Below are 19851 nucleotides of genomic sequence, written 5' to 3'. Positions count from 1 at the left end.
CCACATCGACAAGCTCTTCAATACACATACAATTACGTGTCATTTCAAGACATTGCCATCAACAACATCAGAAACCACAAAACTGGTACGCCTCTTGTATAACCTGTAAGCCACGAGGCACGAGAGTACCCACACACTCGCGCACCCGCTTTCAGGAGGTTCCACGGTGCTCTACAAATCTGTAACGGAATCGTTCAACGAATTCATCATCGACCGCAGCGACGCCACATGCATCCGCTGCAAGGTCTGCGTCCGCCAGTGCGCCTACGAGGTCCACGCCTATGAAGCCAAGGCCGACGCCCTGACCGAGGACAACACCCTCTGCATCGGCTGCCGCCGTTGCTCGGCCCTCTGCCCCACCGGCGCCATCACCATCCGGAGCAACGAAGAGGTGTTCAAGCGGAACGAATCGTGGTCCAACGCCCACATCCGCAACCTTTACGCCCAGGCCGACACGGGGGGGATTCTCCTGGCCGCCATGGGAAACCCGGCCAAGTATCCCATCTACTGGGATCACATGCTGCTGGACGCCTCCCAGGTGACCAACCCTTCCATCGACCCCCTTCGGGAGCCCATGGAGCTGCGGACCTACCTGGGTAAGAAGCCCCATTCCATCGAGGTGGTCCGTGACGAGCAGACCGGCAAGCCCAAGCTCGCCACAAAGCTCACCCCCCAGATCAAGATGGAGTACCCCTTCATCTTCTCCGCCATGAGCTACGGGGCTCTTAACCTCAACGCCCATAAGGCCATGGCCATGGCAGCCAAGGAACTGGGCACCCTCTACAACACCGGCGAGGGTGGACTCCACAGGGATCTCTACCAGTACGGCAGCAACGTCATGGTACAGGTGGCATCGGGACGCTTCGGTGTGAGCGAAGCCTATCTGAACGCCGGCGTTGCCATCGAGATCAAGGTGGGCCAGGGGGCAAAGCCGGGGATCGGCGGCCACCTCCCCGGCGAGAAGGTTAACGATCAGATTTCCGAAACCCGGATGATCCCGGCCGGGGCTGACGCCATATCGCCGGCGCCCCACCACGACATTTACTCCATCGAAGATTTGCGCCAGTTGATCTTCGCCCTCAAGGAAGCCACCAACTACACGAAGCCGGTGTCGGTGAAGATCGCTGCGGTCCACCACGTGGCGGCCATCGCCTCGGGCGTGGCCCGGGCCGGAGCCGACATCATCACCATCGACGGTTTCCGGGGAGGGACCGGCGCGGCGCCCCAAGTGATTCGCGACAACGTCGGCATCCCCATGGAGCTGGCCCTGGCCGCCGTTGACGCACGGCTCCGGGACGAGGGGATCAGGAACCAGGTATCCATCGTGGTGGGGGGTGGGGTTCGCTCATCAGGGGACGCCATCAAGGCCATTGCCCTTGGGGCCGACGCCATCAACATGGGGACCTCGACGCTTCTGGCCCTGGGATGCACCCTCTGTCAGCGCTGCTACACCGGCAAGTGCCCCTGGGGGATCACCACCAACAACCCGTACCTCGCCAAGCGCCTCAACCCCGAACTTGGTGCCGAGCGGTTGGTGAACCTGGTCCACGCCTGGGGCCACGAGATGAAGGAAATCCTGGGCGGCATGGGGCTCAACGCCCTGGAGTCGCTGCGGGGCAACCGTTACAAGCTCCGCGCCCTTGGCCTCACCGAGAAAGACATGAACATCCTGGGCGTCATGCCCGCTGGAGAATAAGGTATGAAGCGCATCTACATGATCGAAGACGTCTGCATCGGCTGCCACCTCTGTGAGGTGGCGTGCATCACCGAGCACTCCCAGTCCAAAAACCCGGTCAAGGCATTTCTCCACGAGGAGTACCGCCCCATTTCCCGCTGCACCGTCGAGGAGTGGGACGGAGGAGTCGTCTCCTTCTCCACCACCTGCCGCCACTGCGACGAGCCCGACTGCCTGCGGGCCTGCATCTCCGGCGCCATCCAGAAAGACGACAAGGGCGTGGTCCGGATCGACACCGAACAGTGCGTCGGCTGCTGGTCCTGCGTCATGGCCTGCCCCTACGGCGCCGTGCAGCGCAACCTCACGAAGAAAAAGGCCAACAAGTGCGACCTCTGCCCGGACCGCACCAGCCCGGCCTGCGTCGATGCCTGCCCCAACCGGGCACTCGTCTACAAGGAGGGGAGCCAGAAATGAACTATGTGATCATTGGAAACTCCGTGGCTGCCGTGGGCGCCATCCGGGGTATCAGGAGCATCGACCAGCAGGGGAACATCACCGTCATCTCGCGGGAGCGCCACGTAGCCTACGGCCGCCCCCTCATCTCCTACCTCCTCGGCGGCCTCATCACGGAAAAGCGGATGGCCTACCTCCCGGAGGACTTCTACGAGAAGAACCGGGTGAACCTCCTCCTCAACGCGGAAGTGGTTGGCGTCGACACCGACAACCGGAAAGTGACCATCGCCGGCGGCGATGTGATCGTCTACGACAAGCTCCTCGTTGCGACGGGAGGCGACCCTTTCGTTCCTCCCATCGAGGGAATGGCCGGCAAGGACCGGATCTTCACCTTCACCACCTGGGACGACGCGGCGAAACTCAAGGGGATTGCCGACGATATCGAGAAGGTAGTGGTCATCGGCGGCGGCCTCATCGGCCTCAAGGCTGCAGAAGGACTCCATCTTATCGATAAAAAAATCACCATCGTGGAACTGGCCGACCGGATCCTCTCCGCCGCCTTTGACCGCCCCGCCGGGCGGGTAGTGGCCAAAAAGATGAAGGCCAACGGCATCGACGTCATCACCGAGGACACGGTGGTGCGGATCGAGGGTGATGGCGCCGCCATCACCGGCGTCACCCTGAAGTCGGGCGACTTTATCCCCTGCGACACGGTTGTCGTCGCCATCGGGGTGCGCCCCGCAGCCGGATTCCTCAAGGGAAGCGGCGTGGAGGTGAACCGGGGCATCGTGGTGGACGACCTGATGGAGACCAACGTGAAGGGGGTCTTCGCCGCTGGCGACGTGGCCGAGGCAAAGGACTTCTTCTCCGGCGTCAAGAACCCGATGCCCATCTGGCCCGACGCCTACATCCAGGGGGACATCGCCGGGGTAACCATGGCGGGCGGTTCAAAGGGGTACCAAGGCGGCATTGCCATGAACTCCATCGAACTCTTCAAGGTATCCACCATCTCCATGGGGATCACGAACCCGGTGGAGCCCAAGGAATACGAGATCCTCACCTATCAGGATCTGGAGAACTACCAGTACCGAAAGATCGTCCTCAAGGACGGTATCCTGGCTGGCGCCGTCCTCGTGGGGGCCGTGGACCGGGCCGGCATCTTTGCCGGTCTTATCCGCGACCGGATCGAGGTAAGCTCTTTCAAGGACCACCTCCTCACCCCCGACTTCGGCTTCGTCAATCTCCCCCGGGAGATTCGCTCCACCCTCTTCGCCCCCGTCGGCAAAGTGACGGGAGCTTACGAACAGGCCAGGGCCGTCGGGCATTGACCCGGCACCGTTTCGCGACGACCAGATCGAGGTTTTGACATGACCAGAGAATTGAAACCGACCCACTACTTCCAGAAAGACATCTCCAACTGCGGCCTGACCGGCTTCATCTCCACCGCCGGCAACCTGGTCGAGGGGAGTGTCATCATCAAGTCCATCGCCCTCATGCACGACCGGGGAAACGGCCTCGGCGGTGGCTTCGCAGCTTACGGCATCTATCCTGAGTTCAAGGATTTCTACGCCTTCCACCTCATGTACGAGAGTGGAATGGCGCAACAGCTCACCGAGGAATATCTGGAGCAGCACTTCTACATCGAACATCACGAAGAGATCCCCACCCGTCGTACCCCGGCCATCGCCAATCCGCCGGCCTTCAAACGTTACTTCGTGAAGCCCCTCCAGACAGCCGAGTACAACGAGGCTATCGAGTTTCAGAACATGACCGACGAGGACGTCATCGTCCGACACGTCATGGGGATCAATAACGGTATCGAAGGAGCCTTCGTGGTCTCCTCCGGCAAAAACATGGGGGCCTTCAAGGGGGTCGGCTATCCTGAGGAGATCGCCAACTTCTTCCGACTCGAAGAATACAAGGGATACATCTGGACCGCCCACAACCGCTTTCCGACCAATACCCCGGGCTGGTGGGGTGGCGCTCACCCCTTTACGCTGCTGGACTGGTCCATTGTCCATAACGGCGAGATCTCGTCCTACGGCATCAACAAGCGGTACCTGGAAATGTACGGCTACCTCTGCACCATGCTGACCGACACCGAGGTCGTGGCCTACACCCTCGACCTCCTGATCCGCAAGCACGGTCTCACCCCGGAGTTGGCGAGCCTAGCCATGGCCTCCCCCTTCTGGGACATCATCGACGCCCTTCCCGAAGACGAGCGACAGCTTCTCACCGCCATCCGCCAGTGTTACGGCAGCGCCTTGCTCAACGGCCCCTTCGCCATCCTCTTTGCCAGCAATGAAGGGCTTATCGGCCTCAATGACCGGGTGAAGCTCCGTCCCCTGGTCTGTGCCACCAAGGACGATTTTGTCTACATGGCCTCCGAGGAGGCGGCAATCCGCGAGATTTGCCCCAAACCCGACAAGGTCTGGGCACCCCGCGGCGGAGAGCCGGTCATCGCCAAGATGCAGCCGGGAGTAATCTGACATCCGGGACCAGGGACCGGGGAGCGGGGACCTGTTACCCCCGTCACCCCAGCCTGGCCCCTTTGAGAGAGGTTCCTATGACAAAAATTGACGCTCAAGGTCTCTACTACCGGGACCTGAACCTGAAAATCCGTGAGGCAGTGGCCGCAGGGGCCGCGGAGATCGTCCTCGACAACGTGAACGGCCAGTACTTCATCGGCGACGGCATCAACAGGCCGGTCACCATTGCCATCAACGGCGTTCCAGGCAACGACCTGGCTGCGTTCATGAACGGCGCCACTATCGTCGTGAACGACAACGCTCAGGACAACATCGGCAACACCATGAATGCGGGCAAGGTCATCGTCCACGGCCACGCCGGTGACGTGCTCGGGTACGGCATGCGCGGTGGGCGGGTCCACATTCGCAAGGACGTGGGATACCGGGTCGGCATCCACATGAAGTCCTACGAGTCCAACAAGCCGGTTCTGATCGCCGGCGGCAAGGCTGGTGACTTCTTCGGCGAGTACATGGCTGGGGGGGTACTCATCCTTCTCGACCTGTTCAGCGACGAGCCGGAGAAACCGAAGCACGGCTTTCGCTTCGGCACCGGCATGCACGGCGGCACCATCTTTGTGCGGGGGGGCGTGGACGAAACGAAACTCTCACGAGAGGTCGGTGTGTTCGAGCTTACCGATGAGGATCGGCTTGAGCTGGAAGGGTATTTGAAGGAATACTGCAACGATTTCGGCATCGACTACGCAGACGTGGCCAAGGAAGAGTTCGTGAAGGTTCTTCCCCTAAGCCGACGCCCCTACGGCAACCTTTACTGCCCCATGCCCCGCTGAGGCACGGAGTGTAAATTTCCTGTAAAATTCACAAAAGGAAGGCGATTGGCCTTCCTTTTGCTTTATCAATGGCATACGTTCCGGTAATTGACCCATTCGGCAGCCACTGCAGGCCGCAAGGGACCGAAACGGTTGACACACAAAACCCGTTTTTGGTACGAATAGGACTCCGTTTTCCCGCAGCACTCGAATAAAGGCAGGTAAAAATCAATGGATTTCAAGATGTTAAACAGAAGAAACTTTCTAAAGGCCACCCTTACAGGAGCACTTACGCTCATGGGGGTGGGATCGGCATTCGGACGTTTCGTGTCAACACCGGAACTCTTGCCCCCTGGACAGCTTTCCCTCTTCAACACTCATACCCGTGAACGAATTGCCCTGGCCTTCCGGGATGCAGCCGGAAATTACGATCTCGACTCCCTCAACACCCTCAACTGGATTCTCCGGTGCCACTACACCAATGAAGTGACCGAGATGGACGTCAACACCCTTGAGTTCCTCAATCTCGTCGACAAGAAGTTTGGCGGCAACAACGAGATACACATCATCTCGGCCTACCGTTCGCCCCTCTACAATAACCTGCTGCGGGAGAACGGCCACGGAGTTGCCCAGCATAGCCTCCACCTTGCCGGCAGGGCCATCGACATCTCCATTCCCGGCAAGAGCATCGCCAGCATTCGGGAGGCTGCCGTCGACCTCCACATGGGCGGTGTCGGTTTCTACCCCAACTCGGGATTTGTTCACATCGACTCAGGCGCTTTCAGAACCTGGTGAGTGGTATGGCGCCCCGCCATACCGTCAACGGCCTCCATTGCCCACGGCCGGATCAAGCTCGTAGTTGACGCTGAATCCCCCCTCGCGCCGCACTATCTCCCGAAAGAAGCCCGATGCTTCTTCCAGCAGATAATCCCTGAGATGCTTCCGTTTTTTCGGCGGCATCAGCAATGTCGGCTCACCCTTGATTCCTGCCAGGCGACCCGCCTCCTCAACGGCATCCTCAAGGGTCCCGAGCCGGTCAACGAGTTTGAGCGACACAGCCTGCTCGCCGGTATACACCCGCCCGTCCGCGAGACGCCTGACCTCTTCGACCGGGAGTTTCCGCGCCTCGGCGACGGCCTTCACAAACTGGGTGTGAAGATTGTCGATTACTCCCTGAAGCAGCGCCCTGTCCTCATCGGTCAAGGCACGTACCGGTGAGCCTGCGTCCTTGAACTTACCGCTCTTGAGGGTAAAGGCCTTCATCCCCACCTTGTCCATCAAACCCTCGACATTGGCAAGTTTCATCAAAACGCCGATACTCCCGGTTATGGTGCCGGGATTGGCATAGATGACCGCGGCGGGGATGGCAATATGGTACCCTCCGGATGCGGCCACGCTCCCCATGGAAACCACGACCTTCTTGGTCTTGGCGAGCTTCTTCACCGCTTCATAAATCTCCTGGGACGGACCGATGACCCCGCCGGGGGACTCAATCCGCAGGACGACCGCTTTCACATTGGTCTTTTTCCGCATTTCGCTGAGTTGTTTGACGATTTCCTCGGATTCCAGGATAGGTCCCTTGACCTCCACATACCCGACCCCTTCGCCGGAACTCACCATGGGTCCATCGCCCAAAATCAGCCGCGCAATCTGGATCGAAAGGGTGAAAAGAAGGGCAAGGGCAGCCACGATGATCACGCCGATCACTACATGGTTTTTCTTCATGGGATTCTCCGCAGGGACTGAGCGTCAGTATGGTCCCCCTCATCCGGATGCGGAAACTTCATCGGCAACCGTTTACAGACATGAATGGAGGACAATATTCTTTTGACTGTGAGGGGGGGGTGTTTGTTACAATAAAAAAATGAAAATTGCGATTTTTTCAGATACCCACGGCAATCATACCCTTCTCGCCCGCGCCTTTGACCTGGCTGGCGACGTGGACCACATCTTTCACCTGGGCGACGACACCGATGATGCCATTTTTCTGGAGTTGTTGTGCGGCAAAACCGTCATCAAGGTTCTCGGTAACTGCGATTTCTCGACAGACTCTCCCCGGGAATCCTTATTGTCGCTTGAAGGAATGAAGTTTCTCCTCACCCACGGCGACCGTTACGGCGTGAAGGGAGGCTTGGACAAGCTTACCACGAGGGCTGCCGAAGAGAAGGCCGATGCAGTATTCTATGGCCATACTCACGTCCCCACCGTCACCACGATCGATGGAATACTCTACGTTAACCCCGGTTGCCTCAAAAGGGGATTCAGCAAACCGAGCTTCGCTCTTCTTTCACTTGAAAACGGCACCCTCTCCGCAAGCATTGTGCCTGTGACGCCGCTCCAGGACTGACTCAGCATAGTGCTCAACAGCCACAACCGCAGTTGTGACATACCTTCCGGTTATGGTCCTCTGGAGGAACAGTCTCCGGCGCAAAGGCGATTCTCATCACGGCACGTCGGATGTCGTCCATAATGTCGAGATTCTGGCTTTGCCCGATTATGTGCCCGATGCAGACGCTACCGAAGCCATCAGCGGGTGAGGAAATTCTTACCGCATTTAACAGGTCGGCATAGCTGTTGATGTCTATGGTAAAGGCTTCGTTGCGGGATCTCTTCAGTACGACCCCGGCACGGGAGAGGTCTCCCTCCAGCTTGCCGAAGAAACGTTCCGCCTCAACACCGTCGAGATCCACTTTCCAGTTGTCTCTCATGTGATTCTGACGGTAAAACACAACCGTAATCTCTTTTGCTCCCATCGGCAGATCCTCCTGCACGGAATTATCCTTATCTCCCCGCCGCCTTGCGCTGAAGTGAACTGAATACCATGTCGAGCACGGCCTTCTGCCGTGCTTCGTACTTGTTCATCACTGCGAGACAGGTCCCCAGGGGGAAATGCTCATGGAGAAAATCCGCGTCACGGCTGGAAAGTACGATTATCCTGCTCTTGTCCATCCCTACTTCACATGCGTACTTGACGACCTTATCCCCGTCGAGCACCGGCATTTCATAGTCAACCAGAAGCAGATCAACATCACCCTTGCTAATTATCGGAAGGGCTCGGACCGGACTCGTGCAGATCTGCACCTTGAGTACTGGATAATGCTGATTAATATATCGTTTGAGAAATTGCGAAAACGCCTTATCGTCATCAACGATCAGAATCTTTCCCATCAATACCTCTATCGGCACACCAACCCATTATCACGCTGAATCACTTGATCACCTTCGTGGCAAGACTCAATACACGGAACGGAACCTGAAGGTCAAGGGATTTCGCGCTTTCCAGATTGATTACAAGATCGACTTTGCGGGGCGTAAGAATCGGAAGATCTCCCGGTTTCATCCCCGAAAGAATCTTGGCCACGTGGTTGGCAGCCAGTTGTCCCTGTTCCGTGGGGCTCACCTCCAGGGATACCAAGGCCCCCTTCCCTGCCGCATCAGGTGCGAGAGAAATGACCGGAACCTTAGCTCTCATGGCCTTGTGCATTACCTTATCCATCCCACGGTTCACAACGGAACTCTCGGAGACAAAGAGGCAATCGGATTTTGACAGCACATGGGTTAATGCCGCGTCGAGACCGGAAGCAACCGGCACGTTCGCCTCTAACACCGCAAATCCTTGCTGGGCGGCCAGTCGCTTGATCTCCTGCATCTGGACATAAGAACCGCGCTCCCTGCTGTTATAAAGAATACCAAGGGTCTTAACGGGACGTATGGCCATCATAGCCTTAATGAGTGTGGTCATGGGCACCTTGGAGCTGACGCCGCACAGATTTCCTCCTGCTTTCGTCATGCTTCGCGAAATGCCCGTTTCCACCGGTCCGTACACGTCCACGAACACGATCGGCATCCTGAGGACTTCCTGTGTGGCCGATATTGTGGCAGGCGCACCGAACGTGACAAGGATATCAGGGTCAAGGGCGCTGAATTTTCTGACACTGTTGGCCCAGGAGATGGGGTCCGGGTTCGGAGTCTGGGTCACAAATTCCACCTCACCTTCTCCGTATCCCTTGGCGGCAAGTCCCTTGACGAAGGCACGGTAGGCCTCCTTGTACCGCGGCATGTCGCTGGTAAGGACAGCCGCCACGAACTTTCTCGCCGCGGACGCAGGTGTAGCGCAGACTGCAAAAATCAACACCGGCAGAATATATATGAGTCGTTTCAGTATCAAGGTGCGTTGCCACATAAAAATATTACCACGAAGTCTTTAGTAGGGCGGTAACCTCATGAACCGCTCCGTCACCTTCGGAAGACAACCGATTGTCGTATGCACGGTAAGTATAATCCAACGAACAGCCAAAATGCTTCATTAGCCGGTAGTCAGCGCGGGCCGACAGGGAATGTTCCACGGTCTTTATCCGCGAAAGCTCACTGATTCCGTCGGTAGGAGTACCGTCCGAGGTAGTCCTGCCAGGCTTGAACGTCGAGCGGGAATGGACCAGCTGATACGCAAGGGAGAGATCGAGTTGCTCGGAGGCATGGTATGCGGCGTTTACGGAATAGATTTCGCCCTGGGAGACATATTCGGTTGCGGCATTCATACCATTGAAAACGGTGGCAAAGAGGACTGCCTGTTCAGCCCTGGTCCGCAAGTATCCGAAATTGCCGCTTACCGTGAACCGGTCGATGGGGCTTACCCAGAAGCCGACGGACGCATGCACGAAATTCCGGTCGCGAGGAAGAACGTAGGTCTCGGGGCTATCGAGGAGTTCAGGGTGAGTGGTCCGGGAGATGCGATCGTTCCATTCCCGGGCAATGCGATAGTTTGCCGACGCGCCCCATCGGCTGGAATTCGTGTAGGTGGCGAGAAGTCTCCCTTCATGTTTCTGTTCGGGGTCGGAATCGTAGAGGGGATTGTTGGTGGTGGTGTACTCGTAAAGGCCCCTGAGCCGAAATCCCTTGATGGGGCGGAACAGTACCGTCAGGATTCCCTTATGGGTATCGGAATCCTCGGGAAGATTCCACATCGTCTTGGGATCTGTCGTTCCGGTGTTGCTGCGGTGCTGAAAGATACCCTGATATTCGCCATTGACGCTCATGAGCATATTGGGCCGGATGGTCAGGTTTGCCGAAATGGTGTCCTTTCGCGTATCAATACCCTGGCGGAGTGTTACCGTCTGGGTCGACAGAGAGGGAATAAACAGCGTTGACGGTGTATCGCGATCGATAGTGAGATGTCGGTATTTGATGGCAGTCGTGAACCACGCGCAGGGAGAGTAAGTGAAATCGCCCGCTGCATTCTGGATTGTGTCCTTGACATTAGCAGCTCCGACAACCGACGTCAGCGAAGAAAGGTTCTCCCTCCTGCCATGCGTATAGGAGGCTGCGCCGGTAATCCCCCCTGCTGGTGACGTGTAAAGCTTTACGGTGTGGGAATAGTAGCGGCTTTCCGGGTCTTCGTTGTGCTCGGAAGGGCCTGTCAGCGCTTTGTATTCATGGATAGGCGTTGACTCCCCGTTGTCAAACTCCCTGAAGAGGAAGGAATAGACGACGTTGACCGGCCCCAGATGGGCGTCGAAGCCAGCCGTCCCTTCGGAGGACACCTGCTTAACACTGCGTGACCTGAAGTAGAGTTTTGACCCGGGAACAATAGGAGGCTCAGTCGGGATAAGGATATTGTGATAGTAATCTTCAAATGAAAAATCAGCATAGCGGCGCTGCTGCGTACCTTCCCGGTCAATGAGCCAGTGGCTCAGATTCAAATGGATAGGGTAATCGTGGAGTTTGTAGCGAAACTGGATAGAGTCCCGCCGGGTGGAGACGCCGTAACGTGCAGCACGATCAGGATCATCGAAAATACCCAAATCGCTCGTCACGTGATCCAGGTTATGGAAGAGCGATTCGGTCCGCGCGGTCAGCCGGTAGTACCCGCCGTAATCGGCCATGAGGTTGGCGAAGTAGTCCTCGGTATTGAGAAAGGCGCCGTCCACATCGAGCTTCAGGTCCTTGCCAAGATGCGTCAAGCGCGCTCCACCCGCAAGGCTCGAATGAAGATAGTCGTACTCAGCAGCCCTGACGCCGCTGTCGCGGGTGCCAACAAAGCGATAGCCGGCTGAAGCCTCCGCAATGCGATGGGTCTCGATCTCCATGTTCTGGAGGGGTTGCTCGGGGGGGGGCTCGGGGGGGGGCTCGGGGGGTTCCTCGAAAGTTTGCTCTTCGGTCACACCTTCGACGGCGGGTGGCTGACCAGTGGTTCCGCTGTCAGAAACGGCCTCGTCGCTTCCCGCCGCAACGGCCGTCGCAGCCCAAAGACACACCACCATCATCACGAATTTTGCTATGTATCCCCGCCTTATCACAATACAAACTCCTTACGGTTGCCTGGATTCCGCCTACCGGAGGAAGTTGCCCCTATTATTATTGGCCCCCGCCGGTATGTCGGTCCCATGGATCTGTGAGTGACAGTCGGTGCAGCGGTTGTTGAACAGACGCTTGTCTACAGGATCATTCGGCATCAGCGTAACCACATGCCCCCCGTGGCACTGGAGGCAGAGAAACGGCATGGCGGCATTGAGGAGATGGTTGTTGACCGAACCGTGTGGTGAGTGGCAGGTGGCGCAATTCTCGGTCACATCGCCGTGCTCGAAGGCGAAGGGCCCCTGCTTCTCCATGTGGCAACGGGTACAGAGCTCCTTGGGGGTGCTTCCCTTGAGGAGATGGGGTTGCACGGAGCCATGGGGATCATGGCAGTCAGTGCAGGCAATCTTCTTCTCCCTGATCGGATGGTGGGAAAAGAGGCTGTTCTCGGCTTTGATCTCCGTATGGCAGCCATAACAGAGCTCTGCGGTCTCCTCCCTGGTCACCTTCTGGCGAGGGCTTCGGTGTAGTTTGTGGCAGTCAAAGCAGCCAACGTCGTTCAGGGCATGAACGCTTCCGGTCCAGTGGGCCAGGGTCGGCGACGAGGCGGCCGCGTGGCATTTGAGGCAGATGAGTGACTGGGCTGGTGTCGGGAGATTGTGGATGTCAAGGAACGTGCTTGTGTCGCACTTCACCTTTTTTTCGTCATTTTCTTCCACGTTATCGCCGAGTTTTTCTATGGCAAGACTCCCAGGGCCATGGCACGACTCGCAGTTGACGAGCGGAAGGCCGGTCTCCGGCTTTATCTGCTCGCCGTGCAGACTGTGCCTGAAATCATCGGCAATCTTCTCGTGCTTGTGGCATTTGGAGACGCAGTTGTCGGTTCCCACATACTCGGCGTCGAGGCGCCCCACGATCATCCGCTCGTATTCGCGGACCGGCAGCAGGGGACGGTCCTGCTTGAGCTCAGCGCAGGATGAGAGCAGAAGGGCGCCCGTCGTCACGACGGCAGCAGTGAAAATACCGCTAATTGTGTTGAGCATATTCATGGATTCCTGCCCTGACCGGGTACGCCGGAAACCAGCAAAGCGGCGCTCACCCCTTGATCCCTTTGGTAGTCGTATAGATGAATCCCTTGATTATAGGGTTTTCGCTCGCCTTTATCTCGGCAGGAGTCCCGGCTCCAACGATGGTTCCCCCGTGCATCATGGCGATCCGGTCGGCAACATAGAGGGCGAAATTGAGATCGTGAGTCACGATGACCGTGGTGTTTTTCGTCGTTTCCTTGAGTCTGATAATCGTATTTGCCAACTCATCGGTGGTAACCGGATCCAACTCTGCAGTGGGCTCGTCATAGAGAATCAGGTCTGGATTCATGGCCAGGGACCGCGCAATGGCGACCCGCTTTTTCATACCCCCCGAAAGCTCTGAGGTTTTGAGCTCTTCGGTCCCTTCAAGCCCCACCATGGCCAGTTTCTCGCGGATTATCTCCCCGATCCGCTGTTCCTTGCAAACGCGTTTCTCCCGCAGCCACAGTCCCACGTTCTCTCCCACGGTAAGGGAGTTGAACAGGGCCGATGACTGAAAGACCATGCTGTAACGGTAATTGGCGGTCGTTTCCTCGCCATTGGCGGCAAATATGGGGTGCCCATCGATATAAATCTCGCCGTTGTCGGGGCGCACAAGTTTGACGATGTGCCGAAGCAGAACGCTCTTGCCGGTTCCCGATGGACCGATGATGGCGAATGTTTCGCCGGAACGAATCTCCAGGTTCACATCCCTGAGCACATGTTTGTCGCCAAAATGTTTGTTGAGATTCTCGATCCTGATCGATACTCCGCGGGTATCGCTCAGGTCAATCCGGGAATTCGCCTGTTCGCCATGGAAGATGGAACCGGCAAGGCCGTGCATGAGCTTCTGGAAAAGCCCACCTTCCTCCTTTGGCTCCATCAATGACTTCAAAAACACATCTATCCTCCCGTAAAACGTTTAGCTGCCCACATCTGAGCGCCAGAAACAGGGGTACCCACCTCGGCATACGCCGGTCAAATCCCTGTCAGAAGAGATACTTCCGAGAGTTCGTGAAGTAATGCTTGTGCCGGTAGATATACTGGGTCAGGAGCAGAATCGCCAGGGCGCTCGCGATGTTGTTGACCATGAGCGCCTCCTGGTCGATCCGTTCTCCGATGACCCGCTCCAGTTCTGCCGGCGTGATAAAGGTCAGGTTAACGATTGTGTTGATTACCTCGAACAGGTTGTAGCAGATAAGCAGGTACCAGGTCATGTTTTGCCGTTTCATGAGCCCGAGAAAGAGATAGAGGCAGACAAGGCTGTCGACAAAGATAAGTGCCTTGGCAACCGTCCCGAGGTAAATCCTGCCGAGAAACGGAAACGGACTGCCATACGTGGACACTGTCACGACAAAAAAGAAGAGATAGAGCCCGGTAAGGAGCACCAGCCCCAATGGTCGTCGCTCGTCATGCTCATCCGTCATTTCGCTACCTTCCATACCGAATATCCGCACGCATCAGTGTTATTTCCTCCGCATGTCGCTGATGGCAACACAGGTAAAGATCGTTGCCATCACCAGGCCAATGAAAATCCAGTCTGCAATGCTGAAGCCGAACATGGACACCCCTAACTACGCAGCAGCGATCGTGGCAAGGAGAGCTCGGGCCTCCTCGTGAGCCGGATCCATCACAAGGGCCTGGCGAAATTCCGCCTCGGCGTACTTCGGCATGTCGAGGGCCGTGAATCCCTTACCGATGACGCAGTGAATCTCAGGGATGGGAAACTCCTCGCTAAATACCGGATCCATCAGGATATCCTGAAGAATGGCAATAGACTCTTCGTACTCTCCGGTCTGGTTACATGCAAAGGCCGCTCCGATTGCTTCCAGATAATCAACAGGGGGAATCAGGGGAACATTCCCGGCGCTAATCCGTTCAATGCGCTCCCGCAGCCGCTCCGCTTCCGGCTCGTCAGTTGTCGTGGCCTTTCGCCAGAAACCGACCGCCTCGTCGTACTTGCCGAGAAGGTAGTACGCCTCTCCCAGGTAACGATTGATGTTGCGGTCGTCCGGTGCGAGGGTATGGGCCCGGTTGAGGAAGTGCTCGGCCCGATAGATGCTGACGGTGGAAAGATGGAGGGCCGAAAGCCGCATCCCCCGATCAAGAAAGACCCTGCCGATCTCAAGGGGGAGAGCCGGATTTTGCGGCTCCAGAAGGGCAAGAACCTTCAGGCAGGCGATCTTGCGGTCGAGATAGGGAACTTCCACGTCCTTGCTGTCGATCATGATGGCATTGCTGGCCAACTCGGCCAGGTAGTGGGGATAGGCGTCCCTGAGGAGTGCCGCATATTTGTCGCAGAGGATGCAGTCGGGATTGCTCCGAAGGGCCTGGTAAACCCCACGGCCAACCTCATCGTAGGATGGCTCTCCGTCCAGCCTGGCAAAGTCATCCTCCAGCAGCGGCACCGGCATGCCGCCGTAATGTATCCGCTCCTTCTCGTCCTTGAAAACCAGAACGGCATCATCGGGTGGGTAATAGTAGCGAATTCCCTTGATGGGGGTGAGGTCTTTCGTTTGCGCGTGCATGTCAGGGGTGTCCTCCTTCATTGTTTCTGTCGGGAAAGGTGTCGATTCCAGCATGTTCTCCAACCGTCTTGTAGATCCGCACCTCGTCCCAGGGTTCGTCCATGATCCCGTCGTGGATGGCCCAACTCCTCCCCCGCACCGTACGCTCAGCACCTGGCATCCGAAACGGGTTAGAACCGTCGAGCCGCCCGAAAAGGATTCCGCCCCGGCGGAACTCCTGGTCTATTTCCAGCATGAGCCGCTTTCCGGTTATGTAGTCGAAACCGTACTTTTCATAGCGGATGGCATTGTCGTAGGTCAGGGGCTCCGCCACTATCATCTCCATTCCGAGGGAATCCACGAACCGCTCGAAGATGGGGAAGAACTCCCCGAAAAGGTGTAGTCCCCGCCTCGTCTGGTTCGGGAAGAGACCCGCCTCCATGGCCCTGAGTTCCTCGGGAATATTGCGGCCCAGGGTCGTAAAGCAGTTGTCTCGCCCCGCTGCGTCCTTGTCCACGTAATAGCGGGGCGTTTCAGGATCGGCGATGATGCAGAATGAAAGCTCCATCTGGCCGTAGTGGGTGTCTGCCAGTTCCAGAAAAAAGGCTGTGTCTGTGTCTGCCGGGTGCGCCTTGACCTCGATCCGCGCAATCCCTATCCCCTCCGGGGCGATGACCTTGATGCGCCTCAGGCCGTCGGCGCCGCAGAGGGTTTGCGGCGAGATGCCAAGGTACGCAAAGAGCCGCGGAGGAAGTATGCCGACGTAGAATCGCTCACGCTCCACCTGAGATAGGAAATTGATCTCCCGAAGGGAGTGGAGCACCCGTCCGGCAGCGTCAACGAGTGCACTATTCCCCGGCAGCCGCGGCATAATTTCCGATAATCACGGGAAAGACCGTTTCCCGAATGGCAGCGATACTCCTCTCCACCGCGTCGAGGGCCCGGTTCCGGTCATCCTCCTCTGCCCAGTGCATGGCGTCAAGAAGCATCCGGTTCGGATGTCCCATGGGCGCGATCATATCCACGAATTGGGCCGGCAGCTTCGGCGGCAGTTCCACGCCGTTCATGATCCCCCAGGCAAGGGTCCATCCCCGGGCAACGTTGATCATGTTATATCCGCCGCCACCCACTGCCACCCACGGAATTTTCAGCGCCTTCAGCTTGCGCAGGATATAGGTGTAGCTGTGGGTGGTTATTTCGAGGCGCGTGAGGGGGTCGGTGCGAAACGTGTCAACGCCGAGTTGGGTTACCAGAACATCGGGGTTGTAGGCGGCGATCAGGGGATAGGCCACTTCGTCAAAGGCCTTCATGAACAGAGCGTCGTCGGTGTGGGCCACGAGGGGAACATTCACCGAGTATCCCCTCCCCTGCCCCCTACCGATCTCGTCCTCGAAGCCGGTGCCGGGGAAAAAATAGATGCCGCTCTCGTGGATAGAGACGGTCAGGACCTGGTCGGTATCGTAAAAGGCCTCCTGAACCCCGTCGCCGTGGTGGGCGTCGATGTCCAGGTACGCAACCCGCAATCCCTTCGCAACAAGCGTGTTAATGGCGATAACTGCGTCATTCAGATACGAGAAACCCGATGCCTTGCTCCGGTGGGCGTGGTGCCACCCCCCTGCCATGGTGAAGGCGATGTCGTACCCCTCCTCGGTCACGAGTCGGGCGGCCTCCATGGTCCCTCCGACGCCGAGTATTGCCCAGTCATAGAATCCCTTGAAGACCGGGTTGTCCAGATCTCCCAGACCATACCGGAAGTCTGCGCGAGGTTCGTCGGAATCGCTGAATTCCCGGAGCCGCTGTAGATAGTCCGGGGAATGAAACGTGAGAAGGGATGCCTCGTCCGCACGCGGGCAGTCATGGATACAAGCGCCGGGCAACTCCGTGAGTCCCAGCATGCCCATGAGCTCGCGGGCAAGAATGATACGCTGGATCTTGAACGGATGGTCGTCACCGTAACTGAACCGGCTGAAGTCGTTCGAGTATATGAGGGCGGTCTTGGCAGGCAATCGGCATCCCGGTCACAACGGTGTTATGCATGATTTTCTTTTAATGCCGCGACTTTACAACGTAGACACACGAGCGTCAACTCCAAATTTGCCAAAAGACAGCCCATTCCCCGGGCATGGGTGATGAATAAACAGTCAGCACCGTTGCTTTCGAAACGCTCAGTGCACCTTCTTGTGTGTGATTTCAACTGGTTAAACTATTGGCAAAGAGGTTGCTAAAGGGAAAACGGCCCTTCCCGACGACGGGAGAACGAGGGCCGAACCACATGCCAACGGAGGTATGCCCATGGATCAGCTGTCGATGGCGACAGGTCTCAAGAACAGCACCGATGTCCTCTTCCTCATGCTCGGCGCCGTCATGGTCTTTGCAATGCACGCCGGTTTCGCCTTCCTCGAAGTGGGGACAGTCCGCAAAAAGAATCAGGTCAACGCGTTTGTAAAGATCCTGACCGACTGGTCAGTCTCCACCATCGCGTATTTCATGGTCGGCTTCCCCATCGCCTACGGCATATCCTTCCTCGTGCCGGCCGGCGACCTCATGGGCGCCACCCAGGGGTACGACCTCGTTCACTACTTCTTCCTCCTCTGCTTTTCCGCCTGCATCCCGGCCATAATCTCGGGAGGAATCGCCGAACGGGCCAAGTTCTGGCCCCAGGTCTTCGCCGGCGCCCTTTTCGCTGCACTGACCTATCCCATCTTCGAATCTCTCATCTGGGGAAAGAACGCTTCGATTCTTCAGGGGTTCTTCAAGAGTATCGGCGGCGCTGAATTCCATGACTACGCCGGTTCGGTGGTGGTCCATTCCATGGGTGGCTGGCTTGCCCTCCCCGCAGTCCTTACCCTCGGCCCCCGCATGGGAAGGTACATCAGGAGTAAATCCCACCCTATCCCCATCAGCAACATCCCCTTTCTGGCCCTCGGATCCTGGATCCTGGCGGTCGGATGGTTCGGTTTCAACGTCATGAGCGCCGGCCACTTGGACAAGATATCGGGCCTCGTTGCGGTGAACTCCCTTCTGGCCATGGTTGGTGGCGTGCTGGCGGCCCTCCTTGCAGGGAAAAACGACCCGGGTTTCATCCATAACGGCGCCTTGGCAGGACTCATCGCCGTCTGCGCGGGCAGCGACATCATACACCCTCTGGGGGCCTTCGCTACCGGCGCTATCGCCTCCGTTATCTTCGTCTACGGTTTCCAGATCGAGCAGGAGCGACTCAAGATCGACGACGTTCTCGGCGTCTGGCCCCTTCACGGCATCATCGGCTCCTGGGGAGGCATTGCCGCCGGGATCTTCGGCCAGCCTCTTCTCGGCGGCATTGGTGGCATATCATTCATTTCCCAATTGCTTGGCACGGTCGCTGCCATCCTCTTCGCCCTTGCGAACGGGTTCCTCGTCTACACCGTTCTTTCCAAGACCGTCGGCATCCGGCTCTCGGACGAAGAGGAGTTTGCCGGCGCTGACCTCTCCATTCACAAAATCGGCGCCTATCCAGAGGATCATGTGCGCTGATCTTCTTCCCTGTCACCCTTATCAAGGCCCCGTTTCGGGGCCTTTTTTACGCCGATTCGAACAGTTGAACAATTTCTTACTGTTTGGCTAAAGTATTTGGGAAAGTGTCCGATATAATGAGTGAAGTTTTCCGTCAGTACGCCACTATGGCAGGAAATTCGCGATCCAGCTCTCAAATCTCCGGAAGTGAAGGGAATTGCTGATGGTACAGAAAAAGCAACTGGGCGACCTGCTGGTGGAGGCGGGAATCATAACCGTCAAGACCATTGAGCGGGCCCTGGAGCGCCAGAAGGGGAGCGGAAAACGACTTGGTCAGGTTCTCGAGGAGATGGGGGTCATCACCGGTGAGGAACTGATCGATGCCCTGTCGAAACAACTCGGCATCAAAACGGTGAAGGGGTTTGTCGATTACGCATTTCCGCCGGAGCTGCTCTCCCTCGTCCCCCAGGACATGGCGGTACAGCGGCTTGTTTTTCCCCTCAAACTGAAAGAGAACATGCTGGCCCTGGCCCTGAACGATCCCTTTGATCAGGACACCGTCGATTTCCTGGCCAAGAAGCACCGGCTCAAAGTGGTGCCGATCCTTGCCACGCGGCAGGAGCTTTTGGCCGCCATAGAGAAGCACTACCTCCATGGCAAGATGAAGGACGTGCAACGACAGAAAGTCCTCGTGGTGGAAGATACCCTCCCCGTGGCTACCGTCATTCAGGTGGCGCTTCTGAAAGAAGGGTACGACGTTCTGGTGACCCATGACGGGGTTGACGGACTCAAGTCGGCCGTGACCGAAAAACCCGACATGATTTTAACCGACGCAACCATGCCGCGCATGGATGGCTTCGGCCTCCTGCGTGCTCTGCGCACAAACCCGGCCACCGCCGACATTCCCGTCATCCTCATCACCTCCAAGGCCACCGGCGAAGATGAACAACGGGCGTTGGAGGCCGGTTTTCTGGACTTCATCGCCAAACCGGTCCAACCAATCAGAATTGTTACTCGGGTCAAGCGGGCCTTCGAGCTGACGAAGCGTTACAAGTAAACCACCCTAAC

At 57.5% G+C, this 19851-nt stretch carries 20 protein-coding genes; 9 read left to right on the top strand and 11 right to left on the bottom strand.

Features of this window, described 5'->3' with window-relative positions:
• The first annotated feature begins 166 nt into the window (after positions 1 to 166).
• From GMET_RS08835 to GMET_RS08810, 6 genes are all read left to right on the top strand, one after another.
• Entirely contained in the window at positions 167 to 1696 is a 1530-nt protein-coding gene (locus GMET_RS08835; RefSeq protein ID WP_011365867.1) for a glutamate synthase-related protein, read from the top strand.
• A gap of 3 nt (positions 1697 to 1699) precedes the next feature.
• Positions 1700 to 2149: a 4Fe-4S dicluster domain-containing protein gene (locus GMET_RS08830; protein WP_004513349.1), complete on the top strand. Its 450-nt coding sequence runs from the start codon at positions 1700 to 1702 to the stop codon at positions 2147 to 2149.
• Entirely contained in the window at positions 2146 to 3456 is a 1311-nt protein-coding gene (locus GMET_RS08825) for an NAD(P)/FAD-dependent oxidoreductase (RefSeq protein ID WP_004513350.1), read from the top strand. Before GMET_RS08830 ends, GMET_RS08825 begins: the two co-directional genes overlap by 4 nt.
• 39 nt (positions 3457 to 3495) lie before the next feature.
• Entirely contained in the window at positions 3496 to 4617 is a 1122-nt protein-coding gene (locus tag GMET_RS08820; RefSeq protein ID WP_004513351.1) for a class II glutamine amidotransferase, read from the top strand.
• Between the two features lie 77 nt (positions 4618 to 4694).
• Complete coding sequence (locus GMET_RS08815) at positions 4695 to 5444, top strand: hypothetical protein (RefSeq protein ID WP_004513352.1); 750 nt, start codon at positions 4695 to 4697, stop codon at positions 5442 to 5444.
• Positions 5445 to 5750: 306 nt separating this feature from the next.
• Entirely contained in the window at positions 5751 to 6218 is a 468-nt protein-coding gene (locus GMET_RS08810; RefSeq protein ID WP_315971695.1) for a YcbK family protein, read from the top strand.
• Between the two features lie 24 nt (positions 6219 to 6242).
• Here the strand turns inward: GMET_RS08810 and sppA are convergent, their stop codons facing one another.
• Positions 6243 to 7148 (bottom strand): signal peptide peptidase SppA, encoded by a 906-nt coding sequence (gene sppA, locus GMET_RS08805; RefSeq protein ID WP_004513354.1) that lies wholly within the window; start codon positions 7146 to 7148, stop codon positions 6243 to 6245.
• 139 nt (positions 7149 to 7287) lie between these two features.
• On the opposite strand from sppA, the gene GMET_RS08800 reads away from it, so the two are divergent.
• Positions 7288 to 7770, top strand: a complete 483-nt coding sequence (locus GMET_RS08800; protein ID WP_004513355.1) for a metallophosphoesterase family protein — start codon at positions 7288 to 7290, stop codon at positions 7768 to 7770.
• A 13-nt stretch (positions 7771 to 7783) separates the two neighbouring features.
• Here the strand turns inward: GMET_RS08800 and GMET_RS08795 are convergent, their stop codons facing one another.
• The 10 genes from GMET_RS08795 to GMET_RS08750 form a co-directional block, all read right to left on the bottom strand.
• Positions 7784 to 8176 carry a hypothetical protein gene (locus tag GMET_RS08795; protein WP_004513356.1) on the bottom strand — a complete coding sequence of 131 codons (393 nt, stop codon included), beginning with the start codon at positions 8174 to 8176 and terminating at the stop codon, positions 7784 to 7786.
• A gap of 28 nt (positions 8177 to 8204) precedes the next feature.
• Positions 8205 to 8591 (bottom strand): response regulator transcription factor, encoded by a 387-nt coding sequence (locus GMET_RS08790; protein WP_004513357.1) that lies wholly within the window; start codon positions 8589 to 8591, stop codon positions 8205 to 8207.
• A gap of 40 nt (positions 8592 to 8631) precedes the next feature.
• Positions 8632 to 9507: an ABC transporter substrate-binding protein gene (locus GMET_RS08785; protein WP_004513358.1), complete on the bottom strand. Its 876-nt coding sequence runs from the start codon at positions 9505 to 9507 to the stop codon at positions 8632 to 8634.
• Positions 9508 to 9613: 106 nt separating this feature from the next.
• On the bottom strand, positions 9614 to 11719 hold the full coding sequence (locus GMET_RS08780) for an MtrB/PioB family outer membrane beta-barrel protein (protein WP_011365865.1): 2106 nt from the start codon (positions 11717 to 11719) through the stop codon (positions 9614 to 9616).
• Between the two features lie 33 nt (positions 11720 to 11752).
• Positions 11753 to 12760 (bottom strand): DmsE family decaheme c-type cytochrome, encoded by a 1008-nt coding sequence (locus GMET_RS08775; protein WP_004513360.1) that lies wholly within the window; start codon positions 12758 to 12760, stop codon positions 11753 to 11755.
• 52 nt (positions 12761 to 12812) lie between these two features.
• Entirely contained in the window at positions 12813 to 13667 is an 855-nt protein-coding gene (locus GMET_RS08770) for an ABC transporter ATP-binding protein (RefSeq protein ID WP_035468719.1), read from the bottom strand.
• Between the two features lie 106 nt (positions 13668 to 13773).
• Positions 13774 to 14226, bottom strand: coding sequence for a hypothetical protein (locus GMET_RS08765; protein WP_238379005.1), 453 nt, complete (start codon positions 14224 to 14226; stop codon positions 13774 to 13776).
• A gap of 132 nt (positions 14227 to 14358) precedes the next feature.
• The gene (locus GMET_RS08760) at positions 14359 to 15312 is read right to left on the bottom strand and encodes a tetratricopeptide repeat protein (protein ID WP_004513364.1); all 954 of its coding nucleotides are present in this window, start codon (positions 15310 to 15312) and stop codon (positions 14359 to 14361) included.
• 1 nt (position 15313) lies between these two features.
• The gene (locus GMET_RS08755) at positions 15314 to 16162 is read right to left on the bottom strand and encodes a hypothetical protein (protein WP_004513365.1); all 849 of its coding nucleotides are present in this window, start codon (positions 16160 to 16162) and stop codon (positions 15314 to 15316) included.
• Entirely contained in the window at positions 16140 to 17297 is a 1158-nt protein-coding gene (locus GMET_RS08750) for an acetoin utilization protein AcuC (protein WP_004513366.1), read from the bottom strand. The genes GMET_RS08755 and GMET_RS08750 overlap by 23 nt, the downstream gene beginning before the upstream one ends.
• A 286-nt stretch (positions 17298 to 17583) precedes the next feature.
• Between GMET_RS08750 and GMET_RS08745 the strand changes: the two genes are divergently transcribed.
• Complete coding sequence (locus GMET_RS08745) at positions 17584 to 18804, top strand: ammonium transporter (RefSeq protein WP_004513367.1); 1221 nt, start codon at positions 17584 to 17586, stop codon at positions 18802 to 18804.
• A 202-nt stretch (positions 18805 to 19006) separates the two neighbouring features.
• Positions 19007 to 19840, top strand: coding sequence for a response regulator (locus tag GMET_RS08740; protein ID WP_004513368.1), 834 nt, complete (start codon positions 19007 to 19009; stop codon positions 19838 to 19840).
• Positions 19841 to 19851: the final 11 nt, after the last annotated feature.

The organism is Geobacter metallireducens GS-15 (assembly GCF_000012925.1).
Lineage (GTDB): Bacteria > Desulfobacterota > Desulfuromonadia > Geobacterales > Geobacteraceae > Geobacter > Geobacter metallireducens.
This window is presented reverse-complemented; position numbering and strand designations above follow the sequence as displayed.